Source organism: Flavobacterium sp. GSP27, assembly GCF_003970395.1.
In the GTDB taxonomy this organism is placed as follows: domain Bacteria; phylum Bacteroidota; class Bacteroidia; order Flavobacteriales; family Flavobacteriaceae; genus Flavobacterium.
In genome coordinates, this window is the sequence record NZ_RYDP01000004.1 from 44,116 (window position 1) to 64,123 (window position 20,008).

Here is a 20,008-nt window from a genome sequence, read left to right on the forward strand (position 1 = left end):
AACTAATTATTCAAACAACTGAAAATCATTTGAAATCCAAACCACAAAGTCCAAAATACGTAAAGCAATAGCTCTATTTTTTGTAAAGTGGTTGTGTTGATTCATAGAACGCAGCCGAAAGAAATAATTTTAAAAAATAATTTAGACTAAATATCACAAAAATACACCTTTACCCTTTTGAAATAAAACTTAGAATATTTCCTTAATTCCTTTCATAATTTTTGGATTTTGACAATCCTATTTGATTTCAAATTTAGTTTTAGAAACAAAAAAAATACCGTAACCAATTGATTAAAAGATTATTGAATGTAATTTATTTTTAATCTAGACACTTCAATTACAAATCTGATTTCAAACTAAAAAGAACCGCCCAACCCAAGGCGGTATTACACATCGAGTTTTGACGTATTTTTGTATTGTTTAGACAGTAAAATGTAAGATTTAAAGTTAAGATTATGAGAAAGTTAAGCACCTCCATACTACTTATTATTTTTGCACTACTATTTACCCTCGTTTCCTGTAAAAAGAAAGATGTAAATGACACTAAAAAGGAAACGAGTTTAAATACCGTTGCAGTTGCTTTTGACAGTACACAAATCAAAACGTTTTTTGAAAAATATCCTAAACTGCAGCCTTACCAAACAGACGTAGAAAAGTTATACCGCAAGCATCAGTTTCATTACATCTGGTTTGACAAGGATGGCCTAAATGAATTTGCAGGTTTATTATACAACAAAGTGAATAATCTGACGCAGGAAGGAATTGAAACTGCGATTCCGTACAAGGAAAAACTAGATGACATTTATGACAATCCGGAAGACAATCAAAAAGCAAGTATCAATACTGAGTTGTTGAGTTCTGCGTTATACTTCTTTTATGCGGATAAAGTATATGATGGGATCGACACTCAAAAATCGAAGGATTTAGAGTGGTTTTTGCCTCGAAAAAAACAATCGTATGGCGATTATCTGGATTCACTATTGATCAATCCATCGTTAATTCACAAAGACGAAAAAGGCGTATTGAAACAGTATTACCTCCTTAAAGCTGTACTGCAGGAATACCGCAAAATAGAAAAAAAAGGCGGTTGGAAAACCATTGCACTGGATCCAAACATCAAATCATATAAACCTGGCGACAGTGCCACAGCCATTGCGCAAATCAGGACCCGTTTGTTTATCACGGATGATCTTTCCAGAGATTCAAAAAGTGCCGTGTATGATGCCGAATTAGCCACCGGAATTTTAAAATTCAAAAAGAGAAGTGGTAATCTCCTGAACAAAATTATACTGCCGGAACACATCCGCTACATGAATGTATCTGTTGCAGACCGCATCAAAACTGTGATAGTCAATATGGAACGCTGCCGATGGATTTCGAATGATATTACCAAATCCAAGGAATTAATCGTGGTGAATATTCCGGCCTATGAACTGACTTTTTTAAGAGATGGGAAACCAGAATTACGCTCCAAGGTTGTGGTAGGAAAAGCCATGCATAAAACCGTAATTTTTAGTGCGCCAATGCAGTACATTGTATTCAGACCGTATTGGAACGTGCCGGCAAGTATTCTCAAAAAAGAGATTCTTCCTGCCATTGAAAAGAATCCCAATTACTTGGCCGAGCACGACATGGAATGGAAAGACAATTACGTGAGACAAAGACCCGGACCGGAGAACTCCTTGGGATTAGTCAAGTTTTTATTTCCCAATTCGAATGCGATATATTTGCATGATACGCCATCCAAAAGTTTATTTGGGAAGGAAGATCGCGCTTTTAGCCACGGATGTATTCGAGTAGCCAAGCCAAAAGAACTTGCTGCGATGATTATGAAGAACGATAAAAAATGGAATCCTGCAAAGATAGAAACCGCGATGAATGGCGAAGAGGAATACTGGTACACGCTTAAAAACAAAATTCCAGTATATATTGGTTATTTCACCGCTTGGGTTGATGCGGAAGGTGTGGTTCATTTTTATGAGGATGTGTATAAAAGAGACGAAGCTTTAGCAACCTTGTTGTTTGATAAATAAAATTTATTCTATTTTAAATAATCATTAAAACCGCAAATTCGCTAATTAAAAATAGCGAATCCATATCTATAATTTACGAATTTGCGGTCAATATTATTAAAACAGAAACCGAAATACAACAAAAATATCGATTTAAAGTAAATTTGAGACAACTCTAAAGCTAGTTGTTCATCCTGTTTATTGTTTATACTATTATTTTAATTTATTCTTATCTTCTTTTAAAACTTTAGCATTTTGTGAGCTAACAATTTTTTTGCCCGTTTGTGCTTCTATTTGCTTTCGGGTATTTCCAGCAATTTCACCACCTTTTCGGGCTATTTCTTTATTATCTGCAAATGTTTTAGGATTGTTTTCTTTGCTAATTTCTGTTGTGGTTGCTTCCGCCAACATATTTAATACCAATTCTAAATTGGTCATATTATCTCTTAGATTTTCTTTTTTTAAGCCTTTTAAATTCTTGTATTGTTTTACCGTGTTCCCACTCCAAGCTTGGGTAATTATATCGGTAAGTGAAGCAAATTGCTGTCCTTTTTTAACACCTCTATTTTCCCATTCATCGGTGAGTTCTTTTCTAACTTCGATGCTTTTCAGCCGCTGATTAATCCATGCTGTGGAGTATCCTAATTTCAAATAATTTTCCATAGCACGATCAATAGCCTTTTCAGGATCTTGACTTTCTTCTATTCTTTCATAGCCTATTTTGGCTAACCATTGTTTAAAAGGCTCTGCTTTAGGCGAAGGAATGGATTGGATCAAACGGAATAGTTGCTCCGTATCTGCCACATCCGTTTGTCTCATTTTACCATCATCAGCCATCATTTTCAACTGTCCCATATTATGGGACAGTTCACTTCCTTCATTTTTTAGTTTTGTTTTCAGCGCACTCCAATATTTCCTTGGTCTTGGACTATCCGTCAAAACTTGTATAATATCTACAATCGAAAAAAACCATTTCTCTTGTTCGTTATCCCATGAGGAACGGATTTTTTGGCTTTCAAATAATTTTATGTTTTCCATTAATTTATTCTATAAATTTCATTTTCTCGAATCGCTATTCTTAAATGCCTTTCGGTATTAAATTGAAAGTACTAATTTACTGCTAAAATTATTAAAACCACTATCCAAATTCTAAAGAATCTCAACCAAAAAAAAGGACACTATCCTATAGAGACAGTGTCCTTTTTTTGTTTGCCAAATGGCAACTATTTAATGAGTTTTCTTTTTTTCGAAAGTTGTTTCCAACACTTTTTTAATTTTGTCTAAGGCACCATGAAATGCTTTTTCGGTAGTATCGGCATGATTGGTAACCGCTACAGGCTGCATATTTATAGGTCGGGCTTCAATCAAGCATCGTTTGTCGTTGACACCGCTTTTATTATCACTGTTCTCGTCACCAAGGTGTACTTCTAAACGGGTTACTTTATCTTCAAAACGCACCAAAGCCGTTCCCAATTCCTCGGTAATATACGCTTTCAAACGTGCGTGTCCTTCTACATTGTTGTCTGTGTTGATTTGTACTGTCATGTTTTTATTAATTTAATGTTGTCTTTCAAATTTACCCATTGCAGTATGAAAAAACGAACCAATTAATAAAACATTGTGAAAATAAGAGAGAGAAATTGTGGAGTTGAGGATGAGAATGGATTGCTAACTGCTCGTATGTTTTTGGAACGTTGTTATGACATGACTCAATCAATTGCAAAACAATCAAAAGCATTACCCAAGATTAGAGATTTTAGTAGGAATGTTGTTTGTAGAAAGCCCTTTTTCTTTCAATGTGTGGACGATGAAAAGATTTCCACGTTAGCATTATTTAGGTAGATGCTAGCCATTTGGCAATTATTGATTTTTGATCTGGACAACTCTTTTATAGATATAAAAATTATCTTGTCACAAACCTTATTAAGGTCAGCGAATATTAAAAATCAGATTTCTCTAGTTAATGCAATCAAATATTAAAAAAAGAACTAATTTTCAAACTAGTTTAAATAATAGATAAACAATAAGGAAAAACTAGATAAAACTTATCCAAAAAATAAGAATAAATGAAAAATATTGAAGTTGTAGCCGCTATAATTATATATGAAAATAAAATTTTATGTGTTCAGCGAGGTGAAAATAAACTGGATTACATTTCAAAAAAATACGAATTCCCCGGGGGGAAAATCGAATTGGGTGAAACCAGAAAAGAAACAATAAAAAGAGAAGTATTAGAAGAGTTAGAAATTGAAATTGAAATTCAAGAAGAATTCTTAACCGTTACACATGAATATCCCGACTTTATTTTAATAATGCATAGTTTTATCTGCAAATGTGATAATCCAAAACTAACTTTAACAGAGCATATTGATTATAAGTGGTTAAAAAAAGATGAATTAGAATATTTAGATTGGGCTGCCGCTGATATTCCAATTATGAAAAAATTAATGAGTTACTAAGATGAGTCCAATAAACATTAAATTAACTCAAAGCTTACAAACTGGTTTTATTAATCAAAACGTATCTTCTTACAAGGAATACTTACCACAATTATTGGTAAATGATAAAACTGAAGGAAAAAAAATTCTATCTACAATTATTAACGAATTAAATAATTGCGAAGAATTTTGGTTTTCGGTTGCATTTATCACTACTAGTGGAGTTGCTACCTTAATAGAAACATTAATTACCCTTGAAAAAAAAGGAATTAAAGGAAAAATATTAGTTTCTCAGTACTTAAATTTCACTCAACCTGAAGCTCTAAAAAAAATTTTACAATTTAAAAATATTGAACTAAAAATTGCTGTTGATAATGCATTCCATTCAAAAGGTTATTTGTTTAAGAAAAAGGATATTTACAATTTAATAATTGGCAGTAGTAATTTAACCGCTTCAGCACTTTGCACTAATATAGAATGGAATTTAAAAATAACAGCAACACCGATTAGTCATATTATTTTCAATGCTATTAAGGAATTTACTACTGAATATGAAAAAGCATTATCTGTAGATATTGCATTCATTGATAATTATGAAATATTGTACAAAAAACAAATTGACTATACTAAATCACTTAAAAAGAAATTATTTATTTCTAATATAAAAGAAATAACTCCAAATTTAATGCAGGAAGAAGCACTAGCCAACATTGAACAATTACGAATTCAAGGAAAAACTAAAGCTCTTTTAATATCAGCAACAGGCACAGGAAAGACCTATTTATCTGCATTTGATGTAAAAAAAGTTAATCCTAAAAAATTCCTCTTCATTGTACACAGATTAAACATTGCTAAAGCCGCCAAAAAAGGTTACGAAACAATTTTTGGCAATTCAAAATCTATGGGAATATACTCCGGAAATCATAAAGAATTAGATGCCGATTTTATATTTTCAACCATCCAAACAATTTCTAGAGATTCACATTTAAAACAATTTAATCCAAATCATTTTGAATATATCGTAATTGATGAAACACATAGAGCAAGTGCTGAATCCTATCAAAAAATATTAAATTATTTCAATCCTAAGTTTTTATTAGGAATGACGGCAACACCCGAAAGAACCGATGGACTTGATGTTTTTAAGCTTTTTGATTACAACATAGCCTATGAAATACGTTTACACAGAGCATTAGAAGAAAAAATGCTTAGTCCATTTCATTATTATGGAGTTACAGATATAACGGTTGATGGCAAAATATTAGATGAAGATTTTAATTTCAATTTTCTCGTTTCTGAAGAACGAATAGACCGAATAATTGAAAAAGCTAATATTTATGGTTGTGATAATGACAAAGTCCGTGGATTAATTTTTTGTTCCTCGAATAATGAATGTCTAGCTTTATCAATTGGTTTTAATCAACGAGGCTATAAAACTATTGCACTTTCAGGTGATAGTTCCGAAGAACAAAGAGCTCAATCAATAAAAAATCTTGAATCAAATGAGAAAGAAAATCAATTGGATTATATATTCACTGTTGATATTTTCAATGAAGGTATTGATATTCCAAGTGTAAATCAAATAATAATGATTAGACCTACTCAATCTGCTATAGTCTTTATACAACAACTTGGACGTGGGCTAAGAAAGATTGACAATAAAGGATATTTAACAGTAATAGATTTTATTGGGAATTATAAAAATAATTTTTTGATTCCTATTGCATTGTATGGAGATACAACTTATAATAAAGATTCGATAAGAAAACTCATCTCAAGTGGCAGTGATTTAATCCCTGGAACATCTACAATCAATTTCGATCAAATTTCAAAAGAAAGAATATTTGAATCTATAAATTCTGCTAACATGACATTGAAAAGAGACTTGGTAAAGGACTATACTCTTTTGAAGTTTCAGTTGGGACGTATTCCTATGATGATCGACTTCTTAGAACATGGTTCTAGAGATCCGTTCCTTTATGTAAGATATTCAAAGTCATATTTAAATTTCGTGATAGAATTAGAAGATAATTTAGAATTGCATATTGACATCAGGGAAAAGAAACTTCTTGAGCTTTTTTCAAATGAAATCAATAATTCGAAACGCATAGAAGAGAGTCTAATTTTAAAGCACTTAATTCATTCAAAAAAAATAGACATTGAAAATTTTAAATCCCAAATTAAAAAGGAATATGGATATTTAATCTCTGATGAAACTATTGATTCTTCTTTAAATAATTTAAATTTTAAATTTATAACTGAAAACAAAGACAAGAAACTTGTTACAGTCAATAAAATTTATGGGTTTAGTATATTAGAAAAAGTAGGTGATAAAATTATTATTAATGAATCGTTCTCAAAAAATTTAAATAATTCAATCTTTTTTCAATTCTTAGAAGACAATATTGACTACTCGATTAAAACATTTAATAAATTATTTAAGAAGAATAAATTCATTGATGGCTTTGTCTTATATAGGAAATATTCAAGGAAGGATGTTTTTAGAATATTAAATTGGGAAAGTAATCCTTTAGCACAAAATGTTGGTGGATATTTGATTAATTCAGACAAAACAAATTGCCCTATTTTTGTAAATTATCACAAGGAAGAAAGTATTTCTAGCACTACTAAATACGAAGATCGTTTTATAAGTAATTCAGAATTTGAATGGATGTCTAAATCAAAACGCACTTTAAATAGTCCTGATGTTAAATCAATATTAAATCACAAAAGCGAGTTGCGTTTACCTTTATTTATTAAAAAAAACAATGATGAAGGGACAGAATTCTATTTTATGGGAGATATGAAACCTAAAGAAAACGGATTTGTCCAAACTACTATTCCTGATGATAACGGAAAACTAGTATCTGTAGTTAAAATTAACTTTACAATGAATCATCCTGTTGAAGATTCAATCTACGAATATTTGACAAATGGTAAAGATATCGAATTAAATTCACAAGAAATCATTGAACCAATACCTGTTGTTGAAATCCGTTTATCACCTTTTAGAGTCTTACCTTCCGATGAAATTAATCAATATGTAAATTGCATTCCATTATACGATATTAAAGCAGCTGCCGGTAATTTTAGTGACTTGCAAATTAATGAGAAAACTGAATGGATTGAATTAAGCAAACCTTTTAAATATAATTCAGATTATTTTGTTTGCAAAGTAATTGGAGAGTCAATGAGTAAAATAATCCCAAGCAATTCTTGGTGCCTATTTAAAAAAGACACAGGTGGCTCTAGAAATGGAAAAATTGTCTTAGTTCATCAAAGTAACATTCAAGATTCCGATTTCGGAAGAGGTTTCACAGTGAAATCATACGAAAGTAAAAAAAGTATAACGGAAGAAATCTGGTCACATAATTCTATAATATTAAAACCACAATCATATAACCCTACTTTCAAAAGCATCGTATTAGTAGACGATGATGATTTGATTGATTTAAAAGTAATAGGACTTTTTGTAGAGGTCTTAAATTAACAAAATTGTCACAAAAAAACGCTACTCTTTCGAGTAGCGTTTTTTGAACTTCTTATAATTTGTGATGTGATTGCTTTTCCGCGTGCCTCGCAACTCCTCGTAATGACAATCGTTTGGCGAATCGAATGCCCTAGCCCTGATAGCAGTGAAAATCCTTTATTTCCGCCTTTTCGGCGGATATAAAGATTGTAACGAATAGCAGGAAATAGCTCCTAAAGATAAATCTTATTTAGATGATTTTTGCAATTCGGTTACGCCCATATTGTACAAGGTAAAGGCCTGAAGATCTACATTTTCCTGGATGGTTGCTGCTACGGATTTTCCGGCACCGTGTCCTGCATTGATGTCAATACGGATTAGTGTGGGGTTTGTTCCGGTTTGTTTTTCTTGTAATTCGGCAGCAAACTTGAAACTGTGTGCTGGCACTACTCTATCATCGTGATCCCCTGTAGTGACCATGGTTGCTGGATATTGAATCCCTTTTTGTATGTTGTGTACTGGAGAATAGCCTTTGATGTAGCTGAACATTTCCTTACTGTCCTGCGCCGTTCCGTAATCATACGCCCAACCTGCTCCTGCAGTAAAGGTGTGGTAGCGCAACATGTCCATCACGCCCACTGCCGGCAATGCAACTCGCATCAAGTCCGGACGTTGCGTCATGGTAGCTCCCACTAGTAATCCTCCGTTTGACCCACCACGAATGGCAAGATATTGTGAAGATGTATATTTTTGAGCAATCAGATATTCAGCCGCTGCGATGAAATCATCAAATACGTTTTGCTTTTGCATTTTGGTTCCCGCATCATGCCATTTTTTCCCGTACTCGCCACCACCACGTAAATTGGGTACGGCATAAACGCCTCCGTTTTCCATCCAAACGGCATTGGCAATACTGAAACTTGGTGTCAAACTCACGTTAAATCCTCCGTAACCGTAAAGCATTGTTGGATTTGTTCCGTCAAGTTTCAATCCTTTTTTGTGGGTGATAATCATTGGGATTTTGGTTCCGTCTTTGGAAGTGTAAAACACTTGTTTGGACTCGTATTGCTCACTGTTGAAATCTACTTTTGGTTTTTCATACACCGCAGAAGTTCCGGTTGCTGGCTCGAATGAAAAAGTAGAACCCGGAGTAATATAATTCGTGAAGGAATAATACACCGTTTTTTCTTTTTTCTTTCCGCCAAAACCACCTGCAGTTCCTACGCCCGGCAATTTAATTTCACGAACTAGTTTTCCGGAATAGTCATATTGTTTCACCACCGAAACGGCATCTTTCATATAATTAGCAAAGAAATACCCGCCACCTGTTGAAGGAGACAACACATTCTCCGTCTCAGCAATAAAATCTTTCCAGTTTTCCGGTTTCGGGTTTTTTACGTCTACGGTAACAATGCGTTTGTTGGGCGCATTTAAGTCGGTTTCTATGAATAGTTTTCCGCCTTCGTTTTCAATAATGTTGTTGTCGCTCTTGAAATTATCCACTATAGTCACAATAGGACTGTTTGACTTTGTCAAATCTTTAATGTACAATTCGTTTCCGTAGGTAGAATTAGACGCTGTGATTACCAGATAATGGTCATCTTCCGTAACTCCACCACCTACATAACGTCGTTTTTGGTCGGCACCAAAAATCACTTGATCCTGTTTTTGTGCAGTCCCTAATTTATGGAAATACAGTTTATGCTGGTCAGTTTTTGCAGACAATTCGCTTCCTTTTGGTTTGTCATAACTGGAATAGTAAAAACCTTCATTTCCTCTCCAAGACACACCGCTAAATTTTACATCGACTATAGTGTCTTCGATTATTTTTTGGGTAATGGCATCCATGATAATAACTTTTCTCCAGTCGCTTCCGCCCTCTGAAATAGAATAGGCTACTTTAGAACCGTCTTTAGAGAAATCTAATCCGCCCAACGAAGTTGTTCCGTCTTTAGAAAACGTATTGGGATCCAAAAATACGGTTTCAGTTCCTTTGGTGTCTTTTCTGTACAACACTGATTGGTTTTGTAAGCCGTTATTTTTATAGTAATACGTGAAATTTCCTTCTTTGAAAGGCGCTCCTATTTTTTCGTAATTCCACAGTTTTTCCATTCTTGCTTTCAAGACATCGCGAAACGGAATTTGTGCCAAATACCCGTAGGTCACTTCGTTTTGGGCTTTTACCCAGGCACCGGTTTCCGCTGATTTATCATCTTCGAGCCAGCGGTATGGATCCGGAAGTTTGGTGTCGAAATACACATCCACGGTTTCCCCTTTACTTGTAGTGGGATAGGTTAGCGGTTTTGGATTTGGGTTTTGGCCGAAAGTCGCCATTGCAGAAGTTACAGCCATTATTAAAAAAGTGTTTTTCATTAGATTCTGTTTTAGGTTGTTACAAAAATAGGAAAAATAGTTAGTCTTGTAACGGTGTGAAAGTCTTTAATAAAACTAAAAAATAGTGTTTGGAGAAAGGTGATTTTATAAAATATTTCTTTGAAGTTTAAAAATACTAATTAAGTTAAAAAAAATCAACCACATAGAAACATAAGTAAGTCGAAAGTTTAAAAGTCGTAAAGTCAAAAGAATTAACTTTAAGTAAAACAGCTTTAAATCAGATTTTATCCTGATTTTAAAATACGACATTATACCATGGTTATTACTTAGATTTCTGACTAACAGTTAAAGAAAGCATAGAAAATAGTTCTATTCTTCACATAGCTTGGCTACTGAAAGTGAAATGGCTATATTTTCTTTTAAAAACTAAAAAAATCTATGTTCCTTATGTGGTGAAAAAAATTAATTAAATGTAATGGGTCGAGCTTACAAATTAAAATTCACACCCAAAATGATGTTTCTTCCTATGTTTGGAATCCCATCTGTTTTAAGACGGGAAAGATGTGCGATGTATCTTTTATCAAATAAATTATTCCCGTTGATGTTGACATCAAAAGCGGTTTTACCCAGTTTTACAGTTCCGCCAAAACCTAAATTCACTAAGTTATATCCATTTGATTCTGTTTCAAAACCGCTTACATTTTTTTGATTGAACGTACTGGAAACATTTAAGGTTGCAAAACCATCTTCTAACCAGTTTTTGATTTTGAATTCGGTTCTAATGGTGTTGTTCCAATTGTTAGCCGGGATTAACGGCAAATAATCTCCGTTTTGTTTTTCGCCGGTTACCGTTTCATAACTCGTTTCAAAATGCAACCAATCCAATGGATGCGGATGAAAATGCAGTCCGATTTCGCCTCCATACAATTTGGCGTTATTCTGAATATAATCAAAAATAGCATTCTCTGCAATCATTTCTCCTGTTGGCGAAGTGTAGATATAATTGTTGATGTGATTGTAAAATCCGTTTACAAAAAACTCAAAATGATCCGTTTTGTATTCTAAATTTAAATCCGTTTGCACATTTTGCTCAGTTTTTAAATCGCTATTTCCTACTTCATAACGATTCGTCCCTTCATGAACTCCATTAGAAGTTAATTCGGCAAGGTTTGGCGCTCTAAATCCTGAAGCTACATTCAAACGCAACGTCAAATCATCGACCAGATCGGTTTTGTAACCCAACGATGCATTAAAACTGTCGTACGATTTATTAATGGCTTCAAAAGAACCTTGTTCGCCTGTAATTCCTTGTGCATCCGTAATGATATTTCTATTATCGAAACGCAAACCGGCTTGCAACACATTCGTATTCCACTCATAATTAGCCGTCCCAAAAATACCAAAATCATTGGTAACCGCATCCGGAATTAAATATTCTTCCCCTGAATTTATATTGGTTTGGTGCATTCCCTGAATTCCAACAATGGTCTCTATTTTTCCCATTTTTGGTAAATGGTATTTTGCATTGTAATTGAATGTCTTTAGTTTCATGTGTAAAACCGCCACATTGCTGTCTTCAAACTCGCTTCGATCATTGGCAATATACCCTAAGTCGACATCCAACTTTGATTTTTCGAAAAAGAAAACATTGTTTAAACTCAACAAATGATTAAAAATTCCTTGTTTTGGAAATCCAGTTTTCTTGCTAGTCGTTTGGTCCGCAATACCATTTTCCGGAATTCCCAAATCTAATTCATTGTAATTGTAACGCAGTACACTTGAAAACTTGGCATTACTATAACCAATTCCTGTTTTAAAATCGGTTTCATTGTAACGGGTATTCGTTACTCTATCGCCACCTGAAATTTTATAATCAGCATGCGTGTTGTAACTTCCACGAGCCATGAATTTCCAGTTATCGGTGGATGTCTTTAAACCTAAAGAAGAACTGCTTCCAGCAGTATTCGAGAAATATTTTTGACTGAAGTTTGTTTTAAAAGTATTCGCGTCAGCAAATTTTTCGGGATTAAAATACAAAACACCACCCAAGGCATCAGAACCGTACAACAAAGAAGCCGGTCCTTTAATCACCTCAACACTTCCTATTCCAGAATCGTTCAATCCCAAACCGTGTTCGTCACCAAACTGCTGGTTTTCTATTCGAACACCTTGTGAATATACCAAAACACGATTGCCACTCAAACCACGAATTACCGGTTTCCCAATAGACGTACCGGTAGAAACCTGAGAAACTCCGGGAATAGTCGCCAATCCTTCAATTAAAGTGGCAGTTCCTTTTCGTTGTAAATTTTTGATGCTTTCGTGCTCCACTTTCATCACGTTTTGCGATTGTATTTTATTGAAAGCGGTTGAAACGATTACTTCATCCATCTCGAAAATTGCTTCCACAAGTATAATATCTAATATATTTTCTTTTTGAAGACTGCTTATGGTTTTGTTTTGGGTTGCAAATCCTATGAGTGTAAAGCTTATTTTTAAGTTTCTATTTGGCAGATTAGAAAATGTATATTTTCCGTTCTCATCTGTAGTAGTTCCTTTATGCAATTCTGATGCGTATACTGAAACGCCTTTTATGGGTTGGTTTTTTAAATCGGTTACGGTTCCCGATAGCGTATTTTGTGCTTGAAGCATCGCCGAAAACCCTAAAAACAGGGCTATGATAAATTTTTTCATTGAAAATGATTGTATAGTTTTTCCTCTCCCCAGCCCTCTCCAAAGGAGAGAGAGCCGAGACCGGAATTATTTAGTAGATAAAACGTGTAAAACTTGCTGAAATGAATTCAACAGAAGCTGAAATAAATTCAGCTTAAACTATTTACGGGTGGACCTCGGAGGGAATACAAACTGCCGGAAAACGAAATAACTGTTTCCGCTGCAGTAAAAAAATAAGGGATTTCTTCAATACTGGAGTACAATTGATAGGAGAAATCTTTTGGCGTAATGTAACTGCCAAAAGCAAATTCACAAACATAACAATGGTCAACTTTCTGGTGTTGGTGTGTTATCTCTGTACCGGTAACATTGTATTTATGGTGGCACTGCTTTTCGGAAAGCTGTTTAGCCAAATGCTCATAGGTGTGCAGTGACTGAAACAGTATTGAGAACAAGACCGTAACAACCAGAGAAAGACTTACTATGAGTTTATTCTTTTTCATTCGAGCCAAAGGTAACAAAAACAAGAAAAAAGAAAACCATTTATCTCACAAAATATATTTTTGCGAAACAAATGGTTTCATTTTAAAAATAAAAATCGATTTATACCAATTTAGCTGCGATCAAATATTCAGCAATCTGGATGGTATTTGTCGCTGCTCCTTTTCTCAAGTTGTCCGCAACAATCCACATATTTAAAGTATTTTCTTGGCTTTCGTCACGACGAATTCTACCTACAAAAACGTCATCTTTTCCTTGCGCATACATTGGCATTGGGTACGTGTAGGTGTCATTATTGTCCTGTACGACTACGCCATCGGTATGATGCAAAATGTTTCGTACTTCGTTTACATCAAAATCGTTCGTAAATTCTACGTTTACCGCTTCACTGTGTCCGCCTACAATTGGCACCCGTACCGCAGTCGCTGTAACAGCAATTGTATTATCGCTTAATATTTTTTTGGTTTCACGTACCAATTTCATCTCTTCTTTCGTGTACCCATTTTCTTCAAAAGAATCACATTGTGGAATCGCATTTCTGTGAATTGGATATTTGTAGGCCATCTCACCCTGAACGCCTGCGTATTCATTTTCCAATTGTTGCACTGCTTTTACGCCTGTTCCAGTGATGGATTGGTAGGTAGAAACAATGACCCGTTTGATGTTGTATTTTCTGTGCAACGGAGCCAGAACCAATACCATTTGAATGGTAGAGCAATTTGGATTTGCAATGATTTTATCTGCGGCGGTCAATTCTGTTGCATTGATTTCCGGAACGATTAATTTTTTAGTCGGATCCATTCGCCAAGCCGATGAATTATCGATAACGGTTGTTCCTGCTGCTGCAAATTTTGGAGCCCACTCCAGTGAAGTGTCGCCTCCTGCAGAAAACAAAGCAATATCTGCTTTCATATCTACTGCAGTTTGCATGCCTACCACTTTATATTTTTTGCCCTTGTATTCAATTTCTTTACCCACTGAGCGCTGTGAAGCAACGGGAATTAACTCGGTTACAGGGAAATTTCTTTCTGCCAAAACTTTCAACATTACTTCGCCAACCATTCCGGTAGCTCCTACAACTGCTATTCTCATAGTATATTTTTAGTATTACTTCGTCCGTTCGCCTTTCAGGCTCGGGTGAATATTAAATTTGAAGTACAAAAGTAAGTAATATTGAAATCAAAACAAGGAGGTTAACAAAAAATAACAAAATGTTATATTTTCAACAAATTAAAAGACAACCTCAAATTTCCCATTAAAAAATCTGCTCTTTTTTAATCGCAAACCTATAAATAGTATTTTAAACCATTAAGAGATTAAGAAAACTAAGTTGTAAAGTATTTCTCCCGGCACCTTATTATGTTAAGGATGAAAATCATCTTGTTTTATATAACCTTTTGAATAAAGAAAAAAGGCCTCTATTCCAAAGCGGTTTAGCTATACTGTAGTCGAAATTACTTTTTCAATAAATCTCTAATCTCAGTCAGCAATTGTTCCTGTGTTGGTCCAGCTGGAGCAGCGACGGCAACAACTTCCTTTTTCTTGGCCTTTTCAGCAGCTCTTAAAACCACAAAAATAAAGAATGCAATTATTATGAAGTTGATAATGGCTTGGACCAAATTACCGTAGGTAATCACGGCGGCACCCGCAGCTTTTGCAGCAGCCAGGGTTTCGTAACTATTTCCGTCTAAGGTGATGAATTTTTGGGTAAAATCAATTCCTCCGGTTAACAAACCAACAACTGGCATTATGACATCATCAACAGCTGAGCCTACAATTTTGCCAAATGCTCCAGCAATAACAACCGCAGTTGCTAAACTTAAAACGTCTCCCTTCATCAAAGAGGCTTTGAAATCACTAAAAAATCCCATAATTTATTTTTTTCGGTTAAAATTTACTTCTGACAAACGAATTTAATAAAAATTTTAAAAGTAGTAACAGTCCTTTCTTCTAAATTTAATCGCTACCTATAAAACACGCGTTTCACCCGTTGCGAAATACTGGTCAAAATTTCATAGGGAATTGTATTTAATTTCTGGGCTATAAAAGAAACCGTTGGATTTTCGCCAAAAATAAGTATTGAATCACCTTCTTTGCATTCAATGCCCGTGACATCAACCATCAGCATGTCCATACAAATACTCCCAACGATATAGGCTTTGGTATTTTTTATCATAACAAATCCCAAACCATCTCCCCAGCCTCTGGAAATCCCATCAGCATATCCTATGGGAATTGTAGCAATTTTTGTTGGTTTTTCGGCTACAAATCGGCGGCCATAGCCTACGCTTTCTCCAGCAGCAATCGTTCTTATTTGTGAGATCACGGATTTTAGTGTCCCCACATTTTCGAGTTGCTTTTGTTCTTGGGCATCATTTGAAACTCCATAAAGACCAATTCCCAGCCGAACCATATCGTATTGCGAATCCATAAAATTACTTATCCCAGAGGTGTTCAGGATGTGACGCAAGGGTTTTATTTGCAATTCAGACATCAATTTAGAGGATACTTTCTCGAACAAATTAATTTGGGAATGAGCAAAATCCATGTGTTCAAGATCATCGCTCGTAGCCAAGTGTGATAAAATACTTTTTATTTGCACGGTACTGTTTCCTCTTAGCGCAGCTATCAGTTCATCGAGGGTATTTTCTTCAAAGCCCAATCGATGCATGCCGGTATCGAATTTAATATGAATTGGAAAATGCTTTAAATTTTTTTGTTTTGCTATTTTCAAGAACGCATATAAACCTTTTAAACAGTAAATTTCCGGTTCCAACTGATGTTGAATAATAGCCGAAAAACTAGTATTCTCTGGATTAAGGACCATAATAGGCAAATTAATGCCCCCGTTTTTTAATGAAATTCCTTCATCGGCAAAAGCCACACCCAAATAATCTACTTTATGATGTTCCAGTAATTTAGCAATTTCGAGTCCGCCGTTTCCGTACCCGAATGCTTTTACCATAACCATAATTTTTACTTTTGGTAGCAACTTTGATTTAAAAAAATTCAGGTTGTAACTAATAGCATTCAGATTGATTTCCAGGACCGTTTCATGTGTCTTCTCCTCTAATAAGTACACAATTTCTTCAAACTGGAACGATCTCGCCCCTTTTATCAAAATGGTTTCATTACCAAAGTCCAAGTTTTCAAAATCAGCGACAAATGCAGCTGTGTTTTGGAAAGTACTGCAGTTAGCAAACTTGTTTTTAAATGCTGAAATGGTTTCGCCAATACCAATTACCCGCGTAATCCGGTTGGAAACAATTAGCTCAGCCACCTTCGAGTACAACACATCGTTAGGCAAACCGCTTTGAAAAATATCAGATAGAATGACTGTTTTCTTTTTATACTGTTTTTGACTTTCAAGAAAATCCAACGCAATTTTTAAGGATTGAAAATCAGAACTGTAACTGTCATCAATAATACTGCTATTGTTGATTCCGTTTTTGACTTTCAATCGCATTTCTACCGGATACAACAACTCCATGCGGTTTTGAATCGTTCTGTCATCGTATTTAAAATACAACAAAACCATCAAACAGGAAATTGCATTTTCTATCGACGCCTCATCCTGAAATGGTATTTTTATGTCAAACTTGTTGTTGTTTTGTAGCACCGTCAAAACGGTCTTGTCTAAAACTCCCTTTTTAGTAATCAGAACCGAAGCCTTAGCATCGTTATAACTCCAGCAAAAAACGGCGGTATCGGGACGGATCAACAAATCAATTGTTGGATTTTTATGATAAATAATGACTTGGACATCCTGGAAAAGTTTCAATTTTTCTTTGATTTTGTCACTGATATCAGCAAAACCTTCGTCATGTGCCGTCCCTATATTCGTGAGAATTCCAATCGTAGGTTTAATGATTTTTTCGAGTTTTTCCATTTCTGAAACCGTAGAAATACCGGCTTCAAAAATTCCTAAATTGTGTTTTTCATTTATCGCAATCACAGACAGCGGAACACCAATTTGAGAGTTGTAACTCTTTGGACTTCGGATAACGTTATAATCCGGACTTAATAAAAAATTAAGCCATTCTTTGACTATCGTTTTACCGTTACTTCCCGTGAGCCCAATGACAGGAAAATCAAAGAAACTGCGATATGCTGCGGCAAATTGTTGCAAAGCCAACAAGGTATTGGTCACTACATAAAAATTAGCTTTCCCTTCACAATCTTCAGGAATATGGGTAACTACAAAATTCTGGACGCCACTTGCAATTAAATTTTTGAGATAAAGGTGCGCATCCGTATTGGCTCCAACCAATGCAAAAAACAGCGTTTTCGGGCCATTTTGCAAAGAACGACTGTCTATAGAAATAGAATCAATAGCCATCGTACTGCTGGTTCCAATAAACTTTGCGGGGATATTTTGTATGCTATTTAGAATTTTTTTGCTCATGGAATAAAAAAAAGATTGAGGTGAATTTCTTTTTTGAAAATGATACTTTCAACAGGCTGTTTATTTGCAAAACTTCCTCAAAAATAGCACTTCTTTTCAAAACGAAGCGACAGATATACGATAATTATGAGCAATTTCGTTTATTAAAAACAAGAAACTCTTTTGATATGCTTTACTAATTTTGACAGATTACCTATATTTGTTTGATACAAAATCAAAACTATTGAAAAAAACCCTTCCCCTTTTCTCTTATATTTTCCATCCAATATTCATTCCGGCAATGGCAACATTGTTCTACCTTTTTTTTAATGGATCTGATTTTGTGAGTCAAGAAAAGATATTCATTTTTTTTCAGGTGTTGATTGTGACGGTGTTAATTCCTGTTTTGGCCTTTTTTCTCTTACGCGCTACAGGAAATATAGATTCCATAATGGTTTCTAAAATATCCCAGCGTAAAATACCCTTAATACTTCATTGTTTCTTGATCATCTTATTAGTTCGAAAAAGTATCACTATTGATTCCTATCCAGAGTTGCATTTTTTTTTATTGGGGGGACTTTTGAGTTCATTATTAGCTCTAATCCTATTATTTCTGCAGATAAAAGCAAGCCTGCACATGATAGCTTTCAGCTCTTTGACTGTATTTATCATTGGATTAAGCCTGCACCTTCAAATTCAAAATATTTTTACTATTGCATTACTACTACTGTTGAATGGCGTGGTCGCGACTTCTAGACTGGAAATGAAAGCGCATACCATTAAAGAACTCCTTTTAGGTTTTGTTCTGGGAATTATTCCACAATTGCTTCTATTGGTTTTATGGCTATAAAATATAAAATACTATGCCAATATTTAATGCTTTCATGGTAATTGACTTGTCTTCTATTTTTGCCGATTTGAATATTGAATTTAAACCATAATAGGCATACAAATTAATTGTATTGTATCCTGCAGAGACATAAGCCCCGTATTGTAATTTATTAAAATCTTTATTTCCTGTAACCACCACTTTGCCTTGAGCACTATCAAAAACGGACTTGTCGTAGAGCAAATAACTAAACTTTATTCCTGTATAAATGCGCCAAAATTTATGGCTTTCATAAGTAGAGGTTCGCCATCTAAACTCAACAGGAACATCAACTGAAAGTAGGGAAAACTTATTTTTATTATAATCCCTATTGGCATCAATCAGGGCATAAACTGGCATACCGTCTGTTGCAGAAATGGCTATGTTTTGATTGTAATTATTATATGTAAATCCAATACCGGAAGCTATTGCAACGGTTCTCTTTTTATTTAAAGGCATATCCCGCAAAAAACCACCTGACAAACCCGACGAAAATTTGCTTTGTGACAACCCCGAAGGGCCGTCCGTCAATATATTGTAAGTGATCCCAAAATAGAACTGATCCTCACGATACAAGGAATCCACTTTCATAATTAGAGTATCTTGTGATGGTGTATTTTCCTGAGAAAAAACAGTAGCAACCATTAGCAGCAGAAAACAACTAAGAAAAATTCGCATAATTTTTTGGTTTTAAATCGCTCAATGATTCTATCAAACACCCTTGGCTTCCAATTCTCATTAAAACGATACAAATATACCCTTTTGATCGTTTTGTGATAAATAACAACCACAAATAATCCTTTTTAAGACCTTTAAAGATAAAAACGCTCTACAGTTCTTGCAGCCACGGAATTCTATTTGACAGAAAGGACTGAACTACCCTTGTTGACCTAAAGGAAGGACGGCTCACAAAAAATTAATACTGGTATTGCCTGCTGATCTTTTTTTGTTTACTCTCTTGACAAACTAAAAAATTGACCACGCCCTAAAACAAAAAATGCTCCCCTTTTAGGAAGCATTATTTCATCGCAGAGAGGAAGGAGTTGTTTGTTTTTATAAAGTGTCTTAAAATAAGGCTTTGCAAAGCTTTTATTTTAAGTGACACCTCAACTGACACCTCTCAATATGTTAGCAAATTGTTCTAAATTTCAATTATTCAAATATAAGGATTTTTTTGCTGGAATTAATGATTAATTATAATAATTTGAACTGGTTAGACAATATTTTTTGAACTGGTAAAGTTCAAAATTTAGTTGCCTAAAATTTAATTTCTATCCAATTATCAAGGGTTCAAATTGTTCAATTTTTAGGCTGGTGTATTGGCAAAAT

General features: G+C 34.5%; 13 protein-coding genes. 4 read left to right on the forward strand and 9 right to left on the reverse strand.

Translation table 11 applies throughout. The annotated features are described in order from the left end of the window. Positions 1–455: 455 nt before the first annotated feature. Positions 456–2,033 carry a murein L,D-transpeptidase gene (locus EKM05_RS04935; protein WP_126553885.1) on the forward strand — a complete coding sequence of 526 codons (1,578 nt, stop codon included), beginning with the start codon at positions 456–458 and terminating at the stop codon, positions 2,031–2,033. 192 nt (positions 2,034–2,225) lie between these two features. Here the strand turns inward: EKM05_RS04935 and EKM05_RS04940 are convergent, their stop codons facing one another. Further along, positions 2,226–3,050: a Bro-N domain-containing protein gene (locus tag EKM05_RS04940; RefSeq protein WP_126553887.1), complete on the reverse strand. Its 825-nt coding sequence runs from the start codon at positions 3,048–3,050 to the stop codon at positions 2,226–2,228. Positions 3,051–3,239: 189 nt separating this feature from the next. Continuing rightward, positions 3,240–3,557, reverse strand: a complete 318-nt coding sequence (locus EKM05_RS04945) for an HPF/RaiA family ribosome-associated protein (protein WP_126454329.1) — start codon at positions 3,555–3,557, stop codon at positions 3,240–3,242. 521 nt (positions 3,558–4,078) lie between these two features. Here EKM05_RS04945 and EKM05_RS04950 point away from each other — a divergent pair. Together EKM05_RS04950 and EKM05_RS04955 are read left to right on the forward strand one after the other, a co-directional pair. After that, positions 4,079–4,471: a (deoxy)nucleoside triphosphate pyrophosphohydrolase gene (locus EKM05_RS04950; RefSeq protein WP_126553889.1), complete on the forward strand. Its 393-nt coding sequence runs from the start codon at positions 4,079–4,081 to the stop codon at positions 4,469–4,471. Position 4,472: 1 nt separating this feature from the next. Then, a complete protein-coding gene (locus EKM05_RS04955) occupies positions 4,473–7,940 on the forward strand; it encodes a DUF3427 domain-containing protein (RefSeq protein WP_126553891.1) in 3,468 nt (1,155 codons plus the stop codon). A 225-nt stretch (positions 7,941–8,165) separates the two neighbouring features. On the opposite strand, the gene EKM05_RS04960 is transcribed toward EKM05_RS04955, so the two are convergent. From EKM05_RS04960 to EKM05_RS04985, 6 genes are all read right to left on the reverse strand, one after another. Next, complete coding sequence (locus EKM05_RS04960; protein ID WP_233590881.1) at positions 8,166–10,271, reverse strand: prolyl oligopeptidase family protein; 2,106 nt, start codon at positions 10,269–10,271, stop codon at positions 8,166–8,168. A gap of 468 nt (positions 10,272–10,739) precedes the next feature. Beyond that, positions 10,740–12,947, reverse strand: coding sequence for a TonB-dependent receptor (locus EKM05_RS04965; protein ID WP_126553895.1), 2,208 nt, complete (start codon positions 12,945–12,947; stop codon positions 10,740–10,742). A 128-nt stretch (positions 12,948–13,075) separates the two neighbouring features. Further along, complete coding sequence (locus EKM05_RS04970) at positions 13,076–13,429, reverse strand: hypothetical protein (RefSeq protein WP_126553897.1); 354 nt, start codon at positions 13,427–13,429, stop codon at positions 13,076–13,078. A 100-nt stretch (positions 13,430–13,529) separates the two neighbouring features. Continuing rightward, complete coding sequence (locus EKM05_RS04975) at positions 13,530–14,519, reverse strand: aspartate-semialdehyde dehydrogenase (protein WP_126457529.1); 990 nt, start codon at positions 14,517–14,519, stop codon at positions 13,530–13,532. A gap of 362 nt (positions 14,520–14,881) precedes the next feature. After that, positions 14,882–15,298: a large conductance mechanosensitive channel protein MscL gene (gene mscL / locus EKM05_RS04980; RefSeq protein ID WP_126457530.1), complete on the reverse strand. Its 417-nt coding sequence runs from the start codon at positions 15,296–15,298 to the stop codon at positions 14,882–14,884. Between the two features lie 92 nt (positions 15,299–15,390). After that, positions 15,391–17,832: a bifunctional UDP-N-acetylmuramoyl-tripeptide:D-alanyl-D-alanine ligase/alanine racemase gene (locus EKM05_RS04985; protein WP_126553899.1), complete on the reverse strand. Its 2,442-nt coding sequence runs from the start codon at positions 17,830–17,832 to the stop codon at positions 15,391–15,393. A 223-nt stretch (positions 17,833–18,055) separates the two neighbouring features. Between EKM05_RS04985 and EKM05_RS04990 the strand changes: the two genes are divergently transcribed. Beyond that, positions 18,056–18,661, forward strand: a complete 606-nt coding sequence (locus tag EKM05_RS04990) for a hypothetical protein (RefSeq protein ID WP_126457532.1) — start codon at positions 18,056–18,058, stop codon at positions 18,659–18,661. Here the strand turns inward: EKM05_RS04990 and EKM05_RS04995 are convergent. Continuing rightward, positions 18,656–19,357 (reverse strand): porin family protein, encoded by a 702-nt coding sequence (locus tag EKM05_RS04995; protein ID WP_126454357.1) that lies wholly within the window; start codon positions 19,355–19,357, stop codon positions 18,656–18,658. The two genes, EKM05_RS04990 and EKM05_RS04995, sit on opposite strands and share 6 nt — an antisense overlap. Positions 19,358–20,008 lie beyond the last annotated feature (651 nt).

Bases quoted from the DNA above. Each gene is read 5' to 3' on its own strand.
- EKM05_RS04935 (WP_126553885.1), top strand. From the start codon at position 456: ATGAGAAAGTTAAGCACCTCCATACTACTTATTATTTTTGCACTACTA.
- EKM05_RS04985 (WP_126553899.1), bottom strand. From the start codon at position 17,832: ATGAGCAAAAAAATTCTAAATAGCATACAAAATATCCCCGCAAAGTTT.
- EKM05_RS04950 (WP_126553889.1), top strand. From the start codon at position 4,079: ATGAAAAATATTGAAGTTGTAGCCGCTATAATTATATATGAAAATAAA.
- EKM05_RS04945 (WP_126454329.1), bottom strand. From the start codon at position 3,557: ATGACAGTACAAATCAACACAGACAACAATGTAGAAGGACACGCACGT.
- EKM05_RS04970 (WP_126553897.1), bottom strand. From the start codon at position 13,429: ATGAAAAAGAATAAACTCATAGTAAGTCTTTCTCTGGTTGTTACGGTC.
- EKM05_RS04965 (WP_126553895.1), bottom strand. From the start codon at position 12,947: ATGAAAAAATTTATCATAGCCCTGTTTTTAGGGTTTTCGGCGATGCTT.
- EKM05_RS04955 (WP_126553891.1), top strand. From the start codon at position 4,473: ATGAGTCCAATAAACATTAAATTAACTCAAAGCTTACAAACTGGTTTT.
- mscL (WP_126457530.1), bottom strand. From the start codon at position 15,298: ATGGGATTTTTTAGTGATTTCAAAGCCTCTTTGATGAAGGGAGACGTT.
- EKM05_RS04940 (WP_126553887.1), bottom strand. From the start codon at position 3,050: ATGGAAAACATAAAATTATTTGAAAGCCAAAAAATCCGTTCCTCATGG.
- EKM05_RS04960 (WP_233590881.1), bottom strand. From the start codon at position 10,271: ATGGCTGTAACTTCTGCAATGGCGACTTTCGGCCAAAACCCAAATCCA.
- EKM05_RS04975 (WP_126457529.1), bottom strand. From the start codon at position 14,519: ATGAGAATAGCAGTTGTAGGAGCTACCGGAATGGTTGGCGAAGTAATG.
- EKM05_RS04995 (WP_126454357.1), bottom strand. From the start codon at position 19,357: ATGCGAATTTTTCTTAGTTGTTTTCTGCTGCTAATGGTTGCTACTGTT.